Raw genomic sequence first — 16,324 nt, forward strand, 5'->3', positions numbered from 1 at the left:
GCACTCCTGAAGGGTCAGAGGTCGTAGCCCTGTTTATCGATAAGCTCGGTGGCAAGCTGGCGGATGACGCTGTCGCCGCGCTCCTCACCGGCGTTGCGCCGGCGGTGCTCGATGACTTTTTCGGCAGAGCCGTTCGGGAAGAAGCGGCCGAGAATGCGGCGGGTGGTCGCGGCGCCGACGTCTTTTTCCAGCGTGCGGCGCAGCGACATGTCCACCGGCGTGGTGCTGTGGCCCCACAGCTCCTCCGGTCCCACCGTGTTCTTCATGATGTGGGCGATGGTGCTGCCCCCTTTGATACGGAAAATGCCGAGGAACGGCACGCCGCTGCCGTCCGCCGACGGCCCGCTGCCCATGCGCTCAAAGCGGTCCAGCGTGACGTCCGGCACCTTAAATCGCTCTTTAAGAAGCCGGCGGTCTTCCGGATCCACGCCCACCATATAGACGGAGTTAGCCGACTGGCGCAGCGCCTCGGGCATGTCGCGGAAATACTGCGAAGCCAGCACGGTACGCACGCCGAACTTACGCTGCTCGCGGTCAGCGGTCTCCAGCATCGGGAAGATAAAGGGGACGCCCTTCGCGTTGTGCAGCTCGTCGTACTGTTTGGTTTTGACCTCTTCGTCCAGCTGCTGCACGCGGGCGCGATGCAGGGCGTGCCAGCGTTCGTGCAGCGCGGGAAAGAGCTCATCCTGATACTGCGGCAGCACGAAGTCACCGCCCGCGATGTGCCCGGCGAACAGGTACATCATCCCGGTCTGCAGGTAGCCCGCCTTTGACTTGTCCCCGGCCACGTACTGAATGTCGACCGTAATCACGCGCGCCTTCGGGCTGATCATGAAGCGCGTGCGCCCGGCAAACATGCGGTACTGGCCGCAGGCGTCGCTCAGGCAGCGGGCGATATATCCAATCAGGGCCTCACTGCTGCCGTCGCGCTGGATGGTGCCGTACATGCTCCTGTAATCCTCGCTGAGCAGGCGCGGCGACATGTCGGCAAGCTCCGGCACGGCCTGAAACTGCGCCAGCTGCGCGGCGTCGGTTTTGCCGGCGTCCTGCAGCAGGTCGCACACCTCATACCAGGTGGCGTTGTCGCGGTATCCCGGATGCTTCTCCCAGATGCCGGCGTCATCCAGCGCGGCGTCGACCGGCGGCACCAGCCCGGGCTCATAGCGGCGCGGATCCTCGCGTGCAGCCTTAAACGAATCGCTGACAAGCCGGCGCAGAATCGCGGGGGTGTCGCGCCCGTTAGGCGGTTCGCCGGTCCCGGGGTCGATACACAGGGCTGCCAGCGCATTTTCCATAAATTCCGCTTCGTAGCTGAGCGGTGCCCGCATCCCCAGCTGGATATCGAACAGGTTGCGGCAGTATTTAACGTCGTTGCGCAGGATGATGCTCAGCACCTCGTCCTGACGCTCGGGCGGCAGGCCCGCCCGCAGTATCGATGTCATGCCCGTTGCGCTGAAGCCTTTCTCAATCCCCGCAAAGAAGGGCAGCTGCCGCTGGGCGGACATGGCCAGAATGATGGGCTGACGGTTGATAAACACCGATTTACCGCCCCCGGATTCGCCGGCGACGATGGACGTTTTCTTGGTCTGGTTGGAGGCCGCCAGCGCCACCGGCATCAGCTTGCCGTCCGGCCCCACAAACAGAGCATCGCCCTCTTCGTTCCACGCCGTCGTGGGCCGCGAGAGCGGCAGCAGGTTCAGCGCCTCCGACAACGGCGGATACATCAGGCACGGCCCGCTTGCCGCCGATGACCCGGTGAGCGTGGCCACCCACGCCTTCACCGGGTCGCCGAAGGTCTGGGTGACGCCGCAGATGCCCCATGAGGTCAGCGCCTGCTGCAGCAGCGTCAGGTTGCGCGTCACCGTCGCGGGCGAGTCTCCCCAGGTGGCCGCGGTGATGGTCATCACGCACACCGGCTCGTGCATCTCGCGCGCGGCCAGCATCGAAATCGACTGAAAGATGGGTCTCAGACCGGGCACCCACTCGCTGAAGCTCAGCACGCCGTGCTTTCCGCTGAGGCGGCGCATGCCGCCGGGCATCAGGTCCTGACGGATGCGGAACGGCACGCTGCGGGGAATAAGCTCGCGCAGCTTCGCAAAGCTCTGCGGGTTCTGCGGGCCGAGGTTCACGGCGATCGTGCCGTGCCATACGCCGCTGATTTTCAGCAGGTTGTTTTGGATTTCCTGGACGTTCGTCCCCATCACCTGAAAGTTCAGCCAGGGCGCCAGAAACGGCGTGGTGTCGTCGCCCTGCCGCACGCCACGGGCCACGATGCGATCGTCCGGCAGCAGCGGCTGCCAGTGCTCGCCGGTGCCCGGGTCGACCTGCCTGCGCAGCACGCGGCCCGCCTCGTGGACGTCAATGCGGCGCATCAGCACGCCCTTGCCGCTGTCGCCGAGCGCGCGCTCCACCTGAGAAAGAAAGGCGTCATGGCGAATTTTCAGGCCGGGCAGCTCGGTCAGCAGCGGGTTCTGGCCAAACACGGCCGTCGGGCTGCCCTTGACCAGCTCGCTGATACGCGCGTTTTCATCACGCAGTTCGTGCCCGGCGAGCACCCCGCGGCCGGTGTAGCACACAAGCCAGGTGCGCTCGGCGTTCACCCACGGCGACAGCTTCGTTACCTGCTCGTCCAGCAGATAATCCAGCTTCAGGCCGGTGCGCTTCAGCGACTGATACTGCGGTTTGAGCAGCCGTCTGATTTCAGCCTCTCCCCCGTCCGGATCGCATTCGTGCACGGTACTGAGTTTGTGACCGGCAAAGCGGTAATGCGCGGTCAGCGACTCGGTCATGCGGTCAAGCCGGCCCTGCCAGGCGTCGTCGTACGTGGCCGGCAGATCTTCGTCAGGCTCGCGGTAGCTGCCGGCCACTTCATACACCGTCACAAAGTCGCCGTTCTGAGTGACACCGATATAGGGGGCCTTCAGCTCCGGATGGCGGATGCGATCGTCGTCGCTGAGGCGCACAACGGTGTGCAGGTCGCAGTAGTCGGGCAGGTCGCGCGACACGGCAAAGCGCGTCGCGGCGGTGATAATCTCTTCAGTCCAGCGGATGAGGCGGTTTGGCATACAGGTCGCTCCGGGTATAGGTATTCCAGGCCGGGGTGTGCACGGCGCTTGCAGCGGTGCGCCCCAGCGGCAGCAGCAGGGTCAGGTCACTGAACACGTCGTGAGGCAGAATAAGCACGCAGCCTTCCAGCTGCTGCTGCAGCACCGCGCGTTTCGCCGGCGGCAGCTGACGAAAAGCCGCCGCAAACTCACTGGTGCGGGAGGTGCCCCACATGCCCTCCACCTCGCGCGCGTGGCGGGCGAGCCAGTTCCAGAGGCGGCGGGACGTTTTGCGCACCGCTTTGCTGTCGCTGCGCAGCCCGATAAGGGCCCGGCGCTGCAGGTTGATGATGTCCGCCGCCGGCGCGTCCGGCAGCCAGGCGAAATGCCCGTGCGCGGCGGTGGGGCTGTCGAGGTTGAAGGTCAGCCAGCACAGCGTGCAGAGCGGCTGTGCGTCCGGCCCCTGCCAGAGTCGCTGTGCCCGCGTGCCGCAGCAGCGGCAGGCCGGGCCGGGTTCAACAGAAACGGGTCGCGGGGGCGTGTCTTCGCCGCTGACGTCCGGCATGAGCGGCATGAGCGGCATGAGCGAATCCGCCACGGCAGCCGGGGCGTTGTAAGCATTCATAATGGGTCCTGTCGGGAGGGGAATTGAGTCAGGGGCAAACGGAAGCGTGCCGCTGCATTACCTTAAGCGCAGGAAAGAGAGATCCAGGTGCCAGCTGCCTGACACAAAATTCGTCACGGCCAGAGCGAACGGCACGCAGACAAAAATGGTGAACAAGCAGACTAAAATGGCGAATAAAAAAAATTTAAAGGGCGTAGACTGTAGAAAGTACGAAAGAGTTGACAGGTGGGGATGTTTCTGCTCCCACTCACTCCGGCGTCGGTTTACTTCGCGACATTTTCTAATGATTACCTGCCATTCTTTTCTGCTTACCTGCCTTTCCTCAGCAGTCTCAAACCTGAATGCCTGTCCTGTGTCATAGCGATAGGCTTCTTCAAGCCTGTCCACGATGCTCCGCAGCAGAGCAACCTGATGAGGCGTGACATGCCTGAATAAACGGCTGCTCCTCAGGCGGTAAAAGAACTGCAAGTGATCGCTATGCAGATGATCCGCGAAGGTATCCGCAATAAAATCACCCTCGTCCCGTATGTCCGCCATATGCTGCATGATTTTGTATCTGAAAGGGCGGGGGCAGACCTCAAGCACGTCCAGCATAATCCTGCGATAGTCTCTTGCTTTATCAATATGGTAGAGCTTCATTGTCAGCCTCCTGTGGAAAAGAACGCTCGGTCGAAGGTTATTCGCCGAACAACTCCGGATTATGTTCTGTAACCGGGCGCCACTGTGGCCAGCCGGTTTTGTGCTGCAAGCCGCAGGCGGATGCATGCCCCGCCACCGTGGCGACGGCGCCCTGGCTGAAGGCTTTACCGTCCAGCCAGCAGGTGCCGTTCTGCGCGCTCTGGTTCAGCGCAATGAGCATCTGCTGCATGCTGCTGTTGATGAGCTGCACGGAAGCGTTCATCTGGTCCGGCTTCTGGCTGACCATGACGTCACTGACCGGCTGGGCAGCAAAAACGGCGCCGGACAGGCCGGCAGAAAGCGCCAGCGCGTCGAACGCTGTGCGGAAAATTTGTTTCATGAAAAGACTCAGGGAAATAAAAAAAAAGAGAACATAGCCGCCCGCTGCGGGGCGGCATCCGGACTTAACCCACGCTGACCGGCGTCATGCCCATCTGCGTCTGGCCGCGCTTGATCAACTCTGGTATGCCCAGCAGCAGCAGGCTGGTGACCAGCCCCAGAGCGACCATCCAGAGTTTGATCTGCGGGTTGTTCTTCATCCCCTTGGCCGCAAAAACGCTGCCGATAACGCCGCACACCCCAGCCAGTTGCACCATTACCAGCACGCTGGTCGTGCCGGACCTGGAACCTTCGGCAAAGCGGTTCAAAATATCAGCGATGTCCCCGTCGGCCATGGCCATCGGTGAAATGAACGCAAGCCAGGCGGAGAGTACGCGCAGCATCCGGCGGCGCAGAGCTTCCGACAGCATCAGGGCGCGCGCGTACAGCGCGCAGTAAAGGCGAGTCATCATGGTGTTTTCCTTAAAGAATGAGTGTGGCCGGATGGCCGGTTAAATCGTCCGTGAGGACGGAATTTCCGCCGTCTGCGTCAGTGCAGTCCGAGCGTTTTCTGAATGGCGTCAAGCAGGTAGGGATTACAGATAAACATCACGCCAATGATAAATTTCGCGGTGCCAGTGTTCACGTCGTTCCCGGCGGTCAGGCCGGTGTGGCCGTCTTTTTTTGACCGGCGCCACAGCAGCACGCCGGAGAGCGCGAACCAGACGCCAATCATGCGCAGCAGGGTCAGCAGGGCGTTGGCCGCCACCGCCCCCTGACCGAACGTGCCCTGGTCAACGTAGCTGATGGCGTCAAACGAGACCTGCCAGCCCATCTGACGCGCGCCCGCGCCGATAAGCTGGTCGAGTCCCGCCAGCCCACAGCACAGCAGCACCCAGGCAATGACAGCGCCGCCGCTCGCCGCCTGCCCGGGTGCCTTGCGGGCAAGCCAGGACTGGCGGGCGAGAAAGCCGCTGGAGCCCACCACGCCAAAAAGAATGCCGAGCGTGAGCGCGAGGTTAATGCCCGCGCTCAGCAGCCCCGAGGCCAGATTTGACAGCATGGTGATGCCGTCGAGCGATCCTCCCATGACGCCTCCTAGCGCAGCACGCCGGCGCTGGTCGTGATGCTGCGGTCGTCCGTATTCACCTCACGCACCGTGACGCCGCCGAGGCTGTCGCCCGCCTGCACCGCCCACGTCCGGCCCTGCCAGCTGATCCACGCCATGCCGTTCTGCAGGCTTTCCAGCCGCATCCCGGACAGCGCGGAGCGCGTGCGCTTCTGGCCTGCCGCGGCATGACCCGGCGCCGCGTCCGGCCTCACGGCCAGCACCGTGACCAGGTTGCCCAGCCGCGCATTTTCTTTTTCCACCCCTTCAAGCCGCTGCTGAAGCGTGGTCAGCGCCCTGCTCTGGGCGCGCACCGTGTCCGACAGGCGGGTGATTGCCTCACGGTTAGCCGCTTCAAACTCGCGGCCCTCGTGGATAAGCTTCACCACGTCATCCGGCACGCTGCCCCCGGCTGCGGGATCGTTCAGGGCGCCGGCCGGCACGCTGAGTCCGCCTGTCTGCGGCGGGGCGGGCGCAGGAGCCGGCGTGACCGGGGAGGCCGCTGGCGCTGGCGCGGGTTGCACGCTGCCAAAGCCCGGGTCCTGCCCGAAGGCAAGCTGTCCGGCGTCCGGCGCGGAGGAGGACGGCACGAGCAGAAACCAGCTGGCGGCGAGGAGGACGATCGCCCCACCGGCCAGCCACGGCAGCGACTGCCCGAGCCAGAGCTTGCGCGTCAGCAGGCTTTCTTTTTTCTGTACCGGCGGCGCGGGCACCGGCGCGTTATCGGGCGCGCTCACCGCTGGCTGCGGATCGAATTCATTCACGGGGGATTCCTCTTTGTTCGGCCGCGCGGATGCGCGTCTGTGTTTCCGCGCGCAGTTCCGCAGCGGTCGGGGTCGGGTTGCTGCTCAGGGAAGCGGGTAATGGCACGCTGCCCGTTGTTCCCGTCGCGCCCTGAGTCGACTCGGCATCGGTGCTGTACACCCCGCGCATAAACTGGATGGCAACGACCTCGCCGTTTTTTACGGTGACGGTGCGGTCCGGCAGGCGGGAGGCGTCACTGGTCAGCACCTGTCCCGCACGCTGAGCCATGCCGCCGAGAATTACGCCTCCTACAGCAGTAGGATCGGGCAGCCCGGGACGGGCAGTGACGGCGTTAAAGCCGTTGCTCAGCAGCTGCGTGTTGGACTGCGCGTAAAGCTGCCCCGCTTCGCCGGTTCCTCCGAAGATTGAGGGCAGCACGACGCGGCGGAAATAATGATGGTCAACGTCAGAGGCGATGTTGGCCACGAGCGTATCGTCCTGCAACGCGTAGGCGTCCACCTTATAGTCCTGTCCGTTTAGCGCCATTGTGGTGAAGTGAATGATGACGCCGTCCCCGGACAGCTTCGCCCCTTCGGGGGCCTTCAGCACCGCGCCCGCGTACTGGCCCGTTGTGATGCGCCCCAGCACCGGCGTGGTGCCGTTATCGGAATTTATTCCGGTGTAAATCTCACCCGGACCGCGCCAGTAAGGCGCGACAACGACAGAAGCCGGCGGTGTGTTTGCCGCGTTCTGACGGCTGCGCGCGGCGGCCTGTTGCACATAGCTGCCGGGCAGCGAGTCGCGCCAGTCCGTCCATCCCCCATCCTTACCGCCCAGCACCTGCGCCGGGGGCAGCTCACCCGCTTTGGTCTCCGCCTGCATCTTTGTCAGCAAAGCAGCCAGTGACTTTTGCCGCGCCTCCGCCAGGGCCTTTTCCTGCTCCGGCGTGCGCCCGCTGCTCTGCGGGCGGGGGAGCGTTTGCGCCACCGTCACCGGTGCCGCCTTTGGCGGCTCAGCAGGCGTCGTCACGTCCTGCTGCAACGGAATGCTGGCGATAAAGCTCTGGTTCGAGGCCGCCGCCGTCTGCGCCCCGCGGGCGTTGTTTTCGCGCAGCAGCTCGCGGTAGGCCGGCTGCTCCTGCGCGCGGGTCTGGGTGGTGCCCGTGACGCGGGTCAGGTCCACGCGGGAGACGGCGGGCGGCGGCGTCGCAAGCCAGCTCCACAGCGCGTAGCCGCCGCCCACCACCCCCACGACAGCGCCAAAAACCAGGCCCATCATCAGGCGGATGTTGTTGCCGCCGGTGTTCTGTTGATCGCTCATGATTACTCCAGGGCAATGCTGAGGGCTTCGGTACGCCCGTCAACTGAGAAGGCCACGCGCGGCGTCAGCGGCAGCTTCCACAGGTGCGTGCCGTCGGCGGAAGAGAGCGTGGTGTCAAACTCGTCGCGGATGTCCGCGCGCGAGCGGATGTAGAGGTCGTCGCCCTGCTGCCATACCGCCGTATCCGGCACGCTGCCGGTTGTCTTCAGGCGCTTCGCACCCGATGGCGGAACGCCGTCCAGAAACGCCTGCAGCACGTCGTCGTGCAGGCCGATGCGAGAGGGGCCCGGCGCGTCGGGCGCCGCCCCCGGACCGCGGCGGGGTATGCGCAGGTCAAGACGCGCGTCCACCGTCCAGGTCTTCTTCGCGGTGTCGGCCTCGCCGCTCATCACGCTTATCTGCAGCGGCACCGGCAGGCCTTCCAGCCCCACGGTAATGAGCGTGTTCACGAAGTCGCGCTTTGCGGTGATGACCATAAAGGACATGCCCGGTATCCACTTCACGTCGATGTCCGGCGAGCCGCTCACCGGGTCCCCGAGAATTTTCCAGGGGGCGCCGGTGCTGTCGATAAAGCTCACCGTGGCGGGCCAGTTCACCGCGGTGCGCACCAGCGGCAGGCTCGCGCCCGGCTGCAGGCTCACGGTCTGCGCGGTGATGCGCGGCACCGCCGTGATGCCCGGCGTGGCCAGCGCCCGGTTCTGCTCGGTCTGCTGCGCGCGCAGCTGACGGATTTCCTCCGGCGTCAGCGGGGCGATGGTCGCCTGCGCCTGATCGTAAGACACCGATGACGGCGGCGGCAGCGCCTGTCCGGGCAGCGGACCTGCAGCGGCAGGCGTGCCCGCTGCCTGAGCAGATGCGGCCTGACCGGTGGCTGCACCGCCACTGGCGGACGCGGTGGAGCGCCACCCGCCGTCGGTACCGGCCGCCGGGGAGGTCCCCGCTGACGTGGCGGCACCCGCGCTGCCGCAAAGCGCCAGCCACAGGGCCAGCGTGCGAAAGTTGCTCATAGGATTATCCTGCGTTGTTGGTGATGGTCTGCGTGACCTCAAGCCCGCGCGGCTTGAGGCGCACGTCGGCCTGCTGAATGCGCAGCGTGAAGATGTAGCGCAGCGGCGGGCTGCTGCTGTTCTGCCCCTGCAGGCGCATCGTGACGGGATACTGGAACTCCCACGTGTAGCGCCCTCCGATAACGCCGCGGCGGGTAATGACGCCCGGCTCTACGGTGTTGGTGAGGTTCATGCGCTTGTCCTTCACCAGCGACAGAATGTTGGAGCCGGTGGTCAGCGCCTGGTTGTAGCCGGTAAAGCCCTCTTCAGAGAAGTCCGGCGAGGCCGCCGTCATCTGGTCGCGGTAGTGCACGAAGTCCAGGGTGAAGGCCTTGCTGATGGTCTCGGCGCCGAACTGACGCACGTCGCTCTCGCTCCACACCGGCTTGTCCGTCGGGTAAAACGGCGTGATGCGCCCGTTTTCGGTGGCCACGTAGTGCCCGGGCATGTTGAGCAGCACATAAATCAGCACGCCGATGGTAATCGCCTGAATCCCGTTAACGATGAGGCTCCAGACGGCGACGGTCAGGCAGCGGTGTGCAAACCGGGCGCCCAGCGTTCGCTCGTGCTGGGCGTGTACCGCGTGCTCGTAAATATTCGGGTCGGTCAGGACCACGGCCGCCTCCTCAGGCGGCACTGCGGGTTGGGGGTTCTGCATGCGATGTTCCTTACAGGCCGTAGGACTGCCACGGGTCGATACTGGTGGGCAGGTTGCTGTTGATTTTGTCCGTCAGCGCCCCGCAGACCTTCTCTGACGCCTGATTCATGATGTCCTGCAGGCTCGGCAGGTTGGGCAGGCTGATGGAGATATTGCGGATGCCGGACAGGCAGTTCTGCAGCTGATCGGACGTCTGGCTCTCGCGGGCCGCCCACGCGTCGCTGGCCTTCTTCGCTGCGTTATAGCCCGCCTCGCTGCCTGTCTGCGCCGCGCTGCCCGCGCGGCAGGTCGCGGCGCCGGCACCAAAGGCGGTGCAGCAGAAAAAGACCGCCACAAGGGCGGTCGCTGTTTTGTTTGTCATGTGAAGTCTCCGGATGGGTCGATTACTGGGCCGGCCGCGGCGGCGTGGCCGGTGCTGCCTGTGGTGCTGCTGCCGGCTGGTCCTTTACCCAGCCTGACTCCGCTTTGTAGCGTTCGTCGTATCCGAGGCGGGCGTGCAGCGCGGCGGGCAGGTCGGCGGGCGCGTCCAGCTTCGCGATGCGCGGCTGATCGTCGCCGGTAAGCTTCACCACCACGTGCTCGCGCGGCACGGGCTGGCCGTTTGAGCGGTTGATGCCGTTACCGCTGCCGATGGGCTTCGCGCCCTCCGGGGTGAGCAGGTTAATCACCATCGGCGGCGCCCCCTTGTTGTCCGGCAGGCTGACCAGAACGTGCTGATACGCACCGTCCTGCCGCACCACGCCCTGAAGGTAGTGGCCGTCCCCCTGAACCAGATAGAGGTCCGGCCGGCCGTCATCGCCCCACGCCGACATCACCGCCGTGCCGGCGCGGTCGTTATGTTCCGGGCGTGGCGCCGACAGTGGGTCGCCCGGGACGCTGCTGCCCTGCCCGTCAGGCTTCAGCCAGTACAGGCCATCGGCGGGCTTCGGAGGCGCCTGTATATCGAGTCCGAGGCGGCTCACCAGCACGTGCTGTATCTGCTGGTAACGGTTCACGTCAACGGCAGAGAGCGATACCAGCTCAGTGCCGCCGGTCTGGACGCGGCTGCCGCCTGCCGGTGCCAGCGACCACTGGTTGCGGTGCGTGTCAACGCTCTTGTAATGCGTGACCTGCCCCTCATCGTTTCTCTGTGGCACCTTCACGGTGACCGGCTGCTCGCCCAGCCACTGCAGTGTGACCATGCGCCCGGGCTGCAGGTTGCTTTCGCGCAGCAGGCCGGCCAGCTCTTTACCCCAGAACGTCTGAGAGCCTTCTTTCGTACGCAGCGTAATAAAGGTGCTCTCGCTGGCGTCCTTTTCAAAGCGGAAGGGAGCCTGACCGCAGGCGGTAACTTTACCGGTGATGGGCTCGCGGGCCTTTTCTGCCGGAGTGTGCACCTCAGCCGAAATCCGCGGGGCGGCAGGTTCGGGCGTGGTGACTGGCGGCGGTGACGCTGTCACGGGTTGTGTCGCCTGCTGAGGCGCGCCAGTTGGGGCTGCGGGCGTCACTGGCGGCGCGTCAGCGGCACAGGCGGCCGGCGGGTCGCCGCGCACCGCATCGGCAGGGGCGGCTGGCGTGACGGGCTGGCCCGCAGCACGGCGGGCAGCATCCAGGTCGGCCTGCTGGCTGGCGTTCTTCATGCTCACGTCCAGCTTGTTGGCCACGATTACGCCGATCGCAAACGCCTTAAACTCATCGCTGCCAGTGAGTTCGATACGGCCCTGATAGTGATTGGCGGCGGTCAGCAGCGCGGCCAGCACTTTTTCTTCGTGCGCGCTGGCGCCTTCCGCCATGACCAGGCGGTTACCGCGGTCAATAAACGCAGGCTCGCCGTCCAGCTTGTACACAACGCTTTTGCCGTCCGGATGCCTGTCGTGCGTGATGCGGCTTAGCAGTTTATCGGTATCGATGCGGGACGATGACGCCCCGGAAGAGGCAGGGTTATCCTCGTCCTGCGGTGCCACGCGAGGCGCGCCGACCAGAATGGCGTTTTCCTCACCGAAAGCCGCCTGCGGTAAAGGTGGCGCGTCAGGACGTTGCTCCAGAGCTGCGCGCAGCTCGGCCTCCAGCGCCTCGCTTTCCTCCGATGGCCAGCGAACATTTTCAGTATCGTTACCCTGCGACCACATTTCCGTCAGCGCGATCCGCTCATTAATGAGCGCGCCCGTCCGCATGGCCAGCACGTCCGTATCCAGACTGGCCGCTTCGTCTTTCAGCGCCCGCAGGCGCTCATTGATGTCGGCTAAGCCCGCGCTGAAGTCCGGTATCTCCGTGCTGGCGGGGGCGGACTGTTCCGCGCCAGCACGCGGTGCCGGTGGTGCTTCGGATGGCTGAACGTCAGGCATGTTCGGGACAGGTACAGAATCAGCGACTGCCGCTGCAGGCTCTGCCACTGCCGGTTCAGAAACGGTCGTGGCCTCAGCTGCGGCAACAGGAGTGGTCGGTGATGCTTCTGACGCAGGCGCATCCTGAACCGGCTTTGTTGTTTCAGAAGAGGCAGAGAAGGCGTCAGGGGTGGCAGCTTGTTCTGGCCGTACCGCGTGCGCCGAAACGTCAGCGACCGTCGGGGCCGCTTCAGCAGGTGCCGTGGCAGCGGCCTGGGACGCAGCCAGTGAGGCAACGGCTGCGGTCACCGCCCGGCCTTCCGTCTCGCCGGCGGCCAGGTCAAGGCGCCCGAACGCCGCCCAGGATGACTGAACGTCTGCGGACGACTGCTGACCGGACAACTCGGCGCGGCGCAGATCGTTGCGCACCTCACGCAGCGCCTTTTCCAGCTGCGGACGCGACAGCTCGCCGTCCGCCAGGCGGGTATAAAGCGACTGGATCTGAGCCGGAATGGTTCGCACATCTGACTGGCCGCTGCTGCGCAGAGACAGCGTGGTGTCGCTGTCCTTCAGGCCCGCAGCGCTCAGCGCGCGGCTTAACATGCCGGGACGCTCGCTGACTGCCAGCCCGCCACCGGTCAGTCTGTCAAACACCGCCTGCGTTTCGCTGACGTAAGCGTCGTTGTAGGTCCCGGACTCGCGCACCTGGCTGAGTTCGCGCTGCAGGCGATCGGCGGTGTCCTGAAACGCCCCCGGGGTAATGCTGCCCTGAATCAGGGCAGACAGCGCTCCGCGCAGCTCGCCCTGAATAGCCGGCGGCGCGCGCAGGATATCAGCCTCAGCCGCCGCTGCGGGTGCCGGTTGCGGGTCGGGGACGACAGGCGCCTCTGCCACGGCAGGCGCCGGGACGACCGGCTCTGGCACGGCGGTGGCGTCTGCTGAAGCGGCAGGAACCGGCTGCGGTGCTTCGGGTGACGTAGCGGGCAAATCATTGCCACCGGCGGCCGGTGCGGCTGGCGCCGCAGATTCAGGCTGCTGCGCCTTCAGGATGCGGTAAACGCTGGTCTGCCCGATGCCGAGCTGTTCCGCAATCTGCGCAGGCTTCAGCCCCTCATCGCGCAGCTTCAGAATTTCACCCGTTTTCTCTTTGGCCGTGCCCGGGCGGCGTGCCGGAGTGGAGTCCGCTGCAGGGTCCAAAGACGCGGCAGGTACATTATCCGGCGCAGGCTGTGCGTCGTCAGGTATGGCCATGACGTTTTCCTTATAGTTAAGGCCGGCAAGGGCCTGATTGATTTGCGGCAGGAGATCAGCCCGGAGGGCCTCAGTACCGCGGGACTGGTGCACATCGTTGAAATCGGTCAGGCCTGCGTCGCGCTCTGCGGCCGTAAAGTCAGGGATAATCACTTTGCCGCCGGTGTTAAGCGCGGCCTGCTCACCCATCACGAGCCCGGTGTTGACCGGCTTGCTGTGGTCAAAGTCGACCATGAACAGGTGAGGGCTTTTCAGGTAGCGGGCGCTGAGCACGTTCGCCACGTTCAGCATATTCCCGGCGTCAATGGTCATCACCACCGGGCGACCGGTCACTTCGTTCAGGCTGCGCGCCGTGGCATAGCCTTCGGCGTACAGGATGGGCTCCCCGTCCGTGAGCGTTCCGCCCACCACCCTGAAGTGGCCCGCCTTGGGCGCCTCGGAGAACAGGTATTTTTCGCCGTCGGGCGGGATGTACTGCAGCGTGCGGAACACACCGTCCACGTCCTGAAACGGGATAACCAGCGCACCGTTACGCGTCTGCCGGATACCGTCATCCGCCGTCACGCCCTTACGCTGAAGATAGGCGTGGTCCGGGTCGGCGGGCGGAAGGCGTTCATAGAGCGCCTTCGCTTTGGCCGTCTGCCGGGCGTGCGTGTCGGCCAGGCGTCGCGCGGAGTCATCGCGGGACTGGCGGGCAACCGCCTTCATGTGCAGACGGGCCACCGGGTCTGACTCACCGCCGGTGCCCTTCCACTTCGTGATGTCCTTGTGCGTTTTGGCGGTCCAGTAGTTGATGAACCAGCCGCCCGGCTTGCTGCCGTTCAGATAGCCGCGGTAGACGCCGTCGCCGTTGCCTTTGGGGCCGTCGGTGACCGACACGCGGTGTATCTCACCGTCCATCACCGGCAGGCCGTCAATAATCAGCCCGGCGTCGGTCAGCGCGTCCAGAAACTCAGTCTGCGGATCGCCGCCGCCACTGCGCCGCGACGGGTCCGGGAGCCAGGCCTGCAGCCGGCTCAGGTCCGCGCCCGGGCGGGCGTACCAGAGCTGTGCCTCTTTATCCCACGCGATCGCGCTGCGCCCGTCCGGGTGCTTCCCGGCGTCGGCGCGCGCGGTGTCGCGCTGGTCCGGCAGGACCGCAAGCCATACCGGGTAGTCAGCTGTACTCATGATGCCTCCTGTTACAGGGTCAGAGACGGCTACTCACCGTCGGTGTAGCGCCGGTACCACCAGGGACGGCCGCTCAGGCTCTTGCCGCGCGCAAGGCGGGCCAGACGCGTCAGCAGCTCGGTGACGCCCCAGCCGAAGGCTTTCAGCAGGCGGAACACGGCGATGATGCCGGTCACGATGTAAATCGTGTTCATGGCGGGAAAGCGGAACCAGAAGAGATAAAGCAGAAACAACCAGGCGGGGATGCCAAGAAAGTTCAGCGGGCTGCCCGCCCACCGCCAGAACCCCGGCGGGTAATCCTCTTTTTTGAATTCACTCACGCGATGCCCTCCTCAAACTCGCGGCGCTGGAGCGGCGACATCACCACCGCCAGCTCGGATTCGGCGATGCGGCCGGTGCGGAACAGCTGCCAGGCCTGATCCACGATGCGGCGCTTTTCCAGCCGGATAATGTTGTTAATGTGCGCCCCCCACTGCGACCACGGCATGCCGGCGAGCTTCTCGCGCAGGTAGTAGTCGAAAAGGATGTACTCGCGCACCGCAACGCGCTTACCGTCGGTGGTGCGCAGCAGCCTCTGCACCACCACGTACTGCAGCACGCCCAGCAGCGACCAGGCCATGGCGTCGCGGCTTTCATGGGGGAACTCGTTGATGAGGCGGGGGAAAACCTCGCCGGGCGAGTTGATGTGCGTGGTGGACAGCATCAGGTGACCGAGTTGACCGGCGCGGATGCCCACGTCAATGGTCTCGCGGTCGCGCATCTCCCCCACCCCGATAACCGACGGCGCGCGCCTCAGGTCTGCGCGGATACCGCTGGCAAAGTCGGGAATGTCCCTGCCGACCTGCGACTGCAGGGGCGGCAGCACGTCGCCCGACCGCCCGAGGATGAACTCGATCGGGTCTTCTTTGGTGGTGACCTTGCGGTCCGGGTCCGTGTCCAGGCAGTAGCGATAGGAGGCGGCCAGCGACGTGCTCTTGCCCGAGCCGGTGATACCGCCCCACAGCCCGATGCCCTCCGCTGGCAGGAGGTTGGCCATCAGATCCGGCTCCAGCCCGAGACTGTCCAGCGGCGGAATGTCCGAGGGGATAACTCGCAGCGTCCAGGCAATGGTGCTGTCCTGACGCCCCGCCGTCCCCTGCAGCAGGTTCACGCGAAAGCGGATGCGCTCGCCGCGGTTCAGGCCCCAGCGGCCGGTCATGTCGCCGTCGAGCTGCATCGCGCGGTCAACGGCCACCCCGCCGCGCACCTTCGGGCGCAGCTCCGGGGTAAACACCTCGTCCATCAGCTTGGACAGGGTGTCGTCCGCTACCACGAACGGACTCGCCCTGAGCAGGCGGCCGTAGCGGCCCACCACGAAATGGTTGTCGCCCTGCAGGTGTATGTCGCTCACGTTATTGTGCGCACACCACACCATAAAGCCGCGCAGCGTATCGGCGTTCAGCCCGCCACCAAAGTCGTAAAGTTCCAGTCCCGAGGCTGACATCAGCGTTTCTCCGTATTGATGACCGGCTTCCACTTCGCCTTGTCGGTGACAAAACCGGCGCGTGACTCAAGGCGACGCTCGCGGTCGCCGGTGGTGAGCTTGTTGCTGTCGCCGGTGACCGTCTGCTGACGCTCGGTGACCACCGGGGCGGTGATGAGGTTCTGACGGCGCAGCAGCACGTACTGCAGCATGCCGTTGTAGTCGCGCGTCAGGCGGTTGACGTTGGCCTCCAGCGTCTCATCGGCGCTCTGGCGCCCTTCCGCCCAGCCTTCGTTCACCGCCGCCTGCCAGATGTCTCGCTGAACGCCGTTCTCCGGTATCAGCCCGCCCACCGGCTCGTCCGGCGGCACGGTGCTGAGCCCGGCCATCAGCCAGCCCCGCCACGTCGGCGGGTTGCTCACGAAGCGCTCGGGCTGGATGATTTCGTACACGTGACTCGCGGTGCGAATCTGGTCGGGGGTGAGGTGCGCCACATCCACGGCCTCGGTGATGACCGGCGGCAGCCAGCCCCGAGCGCTAATGAGGGGCCGGAAGTCATAGGTGGCGTCCAGCTGCTTCGCGCGCGCCTCCAGGTCA

15 protein-coding genes are annotated in these 16,324 nt (G+C 65.3%); all 15 read right to left on the minus strand.

Annotated elements, in window-relative coordinates; translation table 11 throughout:
* Window positions 1-14: 14 nt before the first annotated feature.
* On the minus strand, window positions 15-3,065 hold the full coding sequence (locus CRO19_RS25415; protein ID WP_097098602.1) for an ATP-binding protein: 3,051 nt from the start codon (window positions 3,063-3,065) through the stop codon (window positions 15-17).
* Window positions 3,037-3,669 carry a conjugal transfer protein gene (locus CRO19_RS25420; protein ID WP_320204578.1) on the minus strand — a complete coding sequence of 211 codons (633 nt, stop codon included), beginning with the start codon at window positions 3,667-3,669 and terminating at the stop codon, window positions 3,037-3,039. Before CRO19_RS25420 ends, CRO19_RS25415 begins: the two co-directional genes overlap by 29 nt.
* Window positions 3,670-3,726: 57 nt before the next feature.
* The gene (locus tag CRO19_RS25425; RefSeq protein WP_097098603.1) at window positions 3,727-4,308 is read right to left on the minus strand and encodes a hypothetical protein; all 582 of its coding nucleotides are present in this window, start codon (window positions 4,306-4,308) and stop codon (window positions 3,727-3,729) included.
* A 37-nt stretch (window positions 4,309-4,345) separates the two neighbouring features.
* Window positions 4,346-4,687, minus strand: a complete 342-nt coding sequence (locus CRO19_RS25430; protein WP_097098604.1) for a hypothetical protein — start codon at window positions 4,685-4,687, stop codon at window positions 4,346-4,348.
* A gap of 64 nt (window positions 4,688-4,751) precedes the next feature.
* On the minus strand, window positions 4,752-5,138 hold the full coding sequence (locus tag CRO19_RS25435) for a DUF6750 family protein (RefSeq protein WP_097098605.1): 387 nt from the start codon (window positions 5,136-5,138) through the stop codon (window positions 4,752-4,754).
* Window positions 5,139-5,215: 77 nt separating this feature from the next.
* Complete coding sequence (traQ, locus tag CRO19_RS25440) at window positions 5,216-5,755, minus strand: conjugal transfer protein TraQ (RefSeq protein ID WP_097098606.1); 540 nt, start codon at window positions 5,753-5,755, stop codon at window positions 5,216-5,218.
* A gap of 8 nt (window positions 5,756-5,763) precedes the next feature.
* Window positions 5,764-6,537 (minus strand): conjugal transfer protein TraP, encoded by a 774-nt coding sequence (gene traP / locus CRO19_RS25445; RefSeq protein WP_097098607.1) that lies wholly within the window; start codon window positions 6,535-6,537, stop codon window positions 5,764-5,766.
* Complete coding sequence (traO, locus tag CRO19_RS25450) at window positions 6,530-7,837, minus strand: conjugal transfer protein TraO (RefSeq protein WP_097098608.1); 1,308 nt, start codon at window positions 7,835-7,837, stop codon at window positions 6,530-6,532. Before traO ends, traP begins: the two co-directional genes overlap by 8 nt.
* Window positions 7,838-7,839: 2 nt before the next feature.
* Window positions 7,840-8,844: a DotH/IcmK family type IV secretion protein gene (locus tag CRO19_RS25455; RefSeq protein WP_097098609.1), complete on the minus strand. Its 1,005-nt coding sequence runs from the start codon at window positions 8,842-8,844 to the stop codon at window positions 7,840-7,842.
* 4 nt (window positions 8,845-8,848) lie between these two features.
* On the minus strand, window positions 8,849-9,541 hold the full coding sequence (locus CRO19_RS25460; RefSeq protein ID WP_097098610.1) for a DotI/IcmL/TraM family protein: 693 nt from the start codon (window positions 9,539-9,541) through the stop codon (window positions 8,849-8,851).
* 10 nt (window positions 9,542-9,551) lie between these two features.
* Window positions 9,552-9,902, minus strand: coding sequence for a conjugal transfer protein (locus tag CRO19_RS25465; protein WP_097098611.1), 351 nt, complete (start codon window positions 9,900-9,902; stop codon window positions 9,552-9,554).
* A gap of 22 nt (window positions 9,903-9,924) precedes the next feature.
* Complete coding sequence (locus CRO19_RS25470; protein ID WP_097098613.1) at window positions 9,925-14,265, minus strand: LPD7 domain-containing protein; 4,341 nt, start codon at window positions 14,263-14,265, stop codon at window positions 9,925-9,927.
* A 29-nt stretch (window positions 14,266-14,294) separates the two neighbouring features.
* Window positions 14,295-14,585, minus strand: a complete 291-nt coding sequence (icmT, locus tag CRO19_RS25475) for an IcmT/TraK family protein (protein WP_097098614.1) — start codon at window positions 14,583-14,585, stop codon at window positions 14,295-14,297.
* Window positions 14,582-15,748 (minus strand): plasmid transfer ATPase TraJ, encoded by a 1,167-nt coding sequence (gene traJ / locus CRO19_RS25480; protein ID WP_097098616.1) that lies wholly within the window; start codon window positions 15,746-15,748, stop codon window positions 14,582-14,584. The genes icmT and traJ overlap by 4 nt, the downstream gene beginning before the upstream one ends.
* Window positions 15,748-16,324: type IV secretory system conjugative DNA transfer family protein (locus tag CRO19_RS25485; RefSeq protein ID WP_097098617.1), on the minus strand; the 577-nt coding region annotated here is incomplete at its 5' end. The genes traJ and CRO19_RS25485, both read right to left, overlap by 1 nt.

The sequence above is a fragment of the Candidatus Pantoea floridensis genome (assembly GCF_900215435.1).
GTDB lineage: Bacteria > Pseudomonadota > Gammaproteobacteria > Enterobacterales > Enterobacteriaceae > Pantoea > Pantoea floridensis.

Coding starts and splice junctions, on each gene's coding strand:
- CRO19_RS25415 (WP_097098602.1), bottom strand. CDS start 3,065: ATGCCAAACCGCCTCATCCGCTGGACTGAAGAGATTATCACCGCCGCG.
- CRO19_RS25420 (WP_320204578.1), bottom strand. CDS start 3,669: ATGAATGCTTACAACGCCCCGGCTGCCGTGGCGGATTCGCTCATGCCG.
- CRO19_RS25425 (WP_097098603.1), bottom strand. CDS start 4,308: ATGAAGCTCTACCATATTGATAAAGCAAGAGACTATCGCAGGATTATG.
- traJ (WP_097098616.1), bottom strand. CDS start 15,748: ATGTCAGCCTCGGGACTGGAACTTTACGACTTTGGTGGCGGGCTGAAC.
- CRO19_RS25465 (WP_097098611.1), bottom strand. CDS start 9,902: ATGACAAACAAAACAGCGACCGCCCTTGTGGCGGTCTTTTTCTGCTGC.
- CRO19_RS25455 (WP_097098609.1), bottom strand. CDS start 8,844: ATGAGCAACTTTCGCACGCTGGCCCTGTGGCTGGCGCTTTGCGGCAGC.
- CRO19_RS25430 (WP_097098604.1), bottom strand. CDS start 4,687: ATGAAACAAATTTTCCGCACAGCGTTCGACGCGCTGGCGCTTTCTGCC.
- traQ (WP_097098606.1), bottom strand. CDS start 5,755: ATGGGAGGATCGCTCGACGGCATCACCATGCTGTCAAATCTGGCCTCG.
- CRO19_RS25435 (WP_097098605.1), bottom strand. CDS start 5,138: ATGATGACTCGCCTTTACTGCGCGCTGTACGCGCGCGCCCTGATGCTG.
- CRO19_RS25460 (WP_097098610.1), bottom strand. CDS start 9,541: ATGCAGAACCCCCAACCCGCAGTGCCGCCTGAGGAGGCGGCCGTGGTC.
- CRO19_RS25470 (WP_097098613.1), bottom strand. CDS start 14,265: ATGAGTACAGCTGACTACCCGGTATGGCTTGCGGTCCTGCCGGACCAG.
- traO (WP_097098608.1), bottom strand. CDS start 7,837: ATGAGCGATCAACAGAACACCGGCGGCAACAACATCCGCCTGATGATG.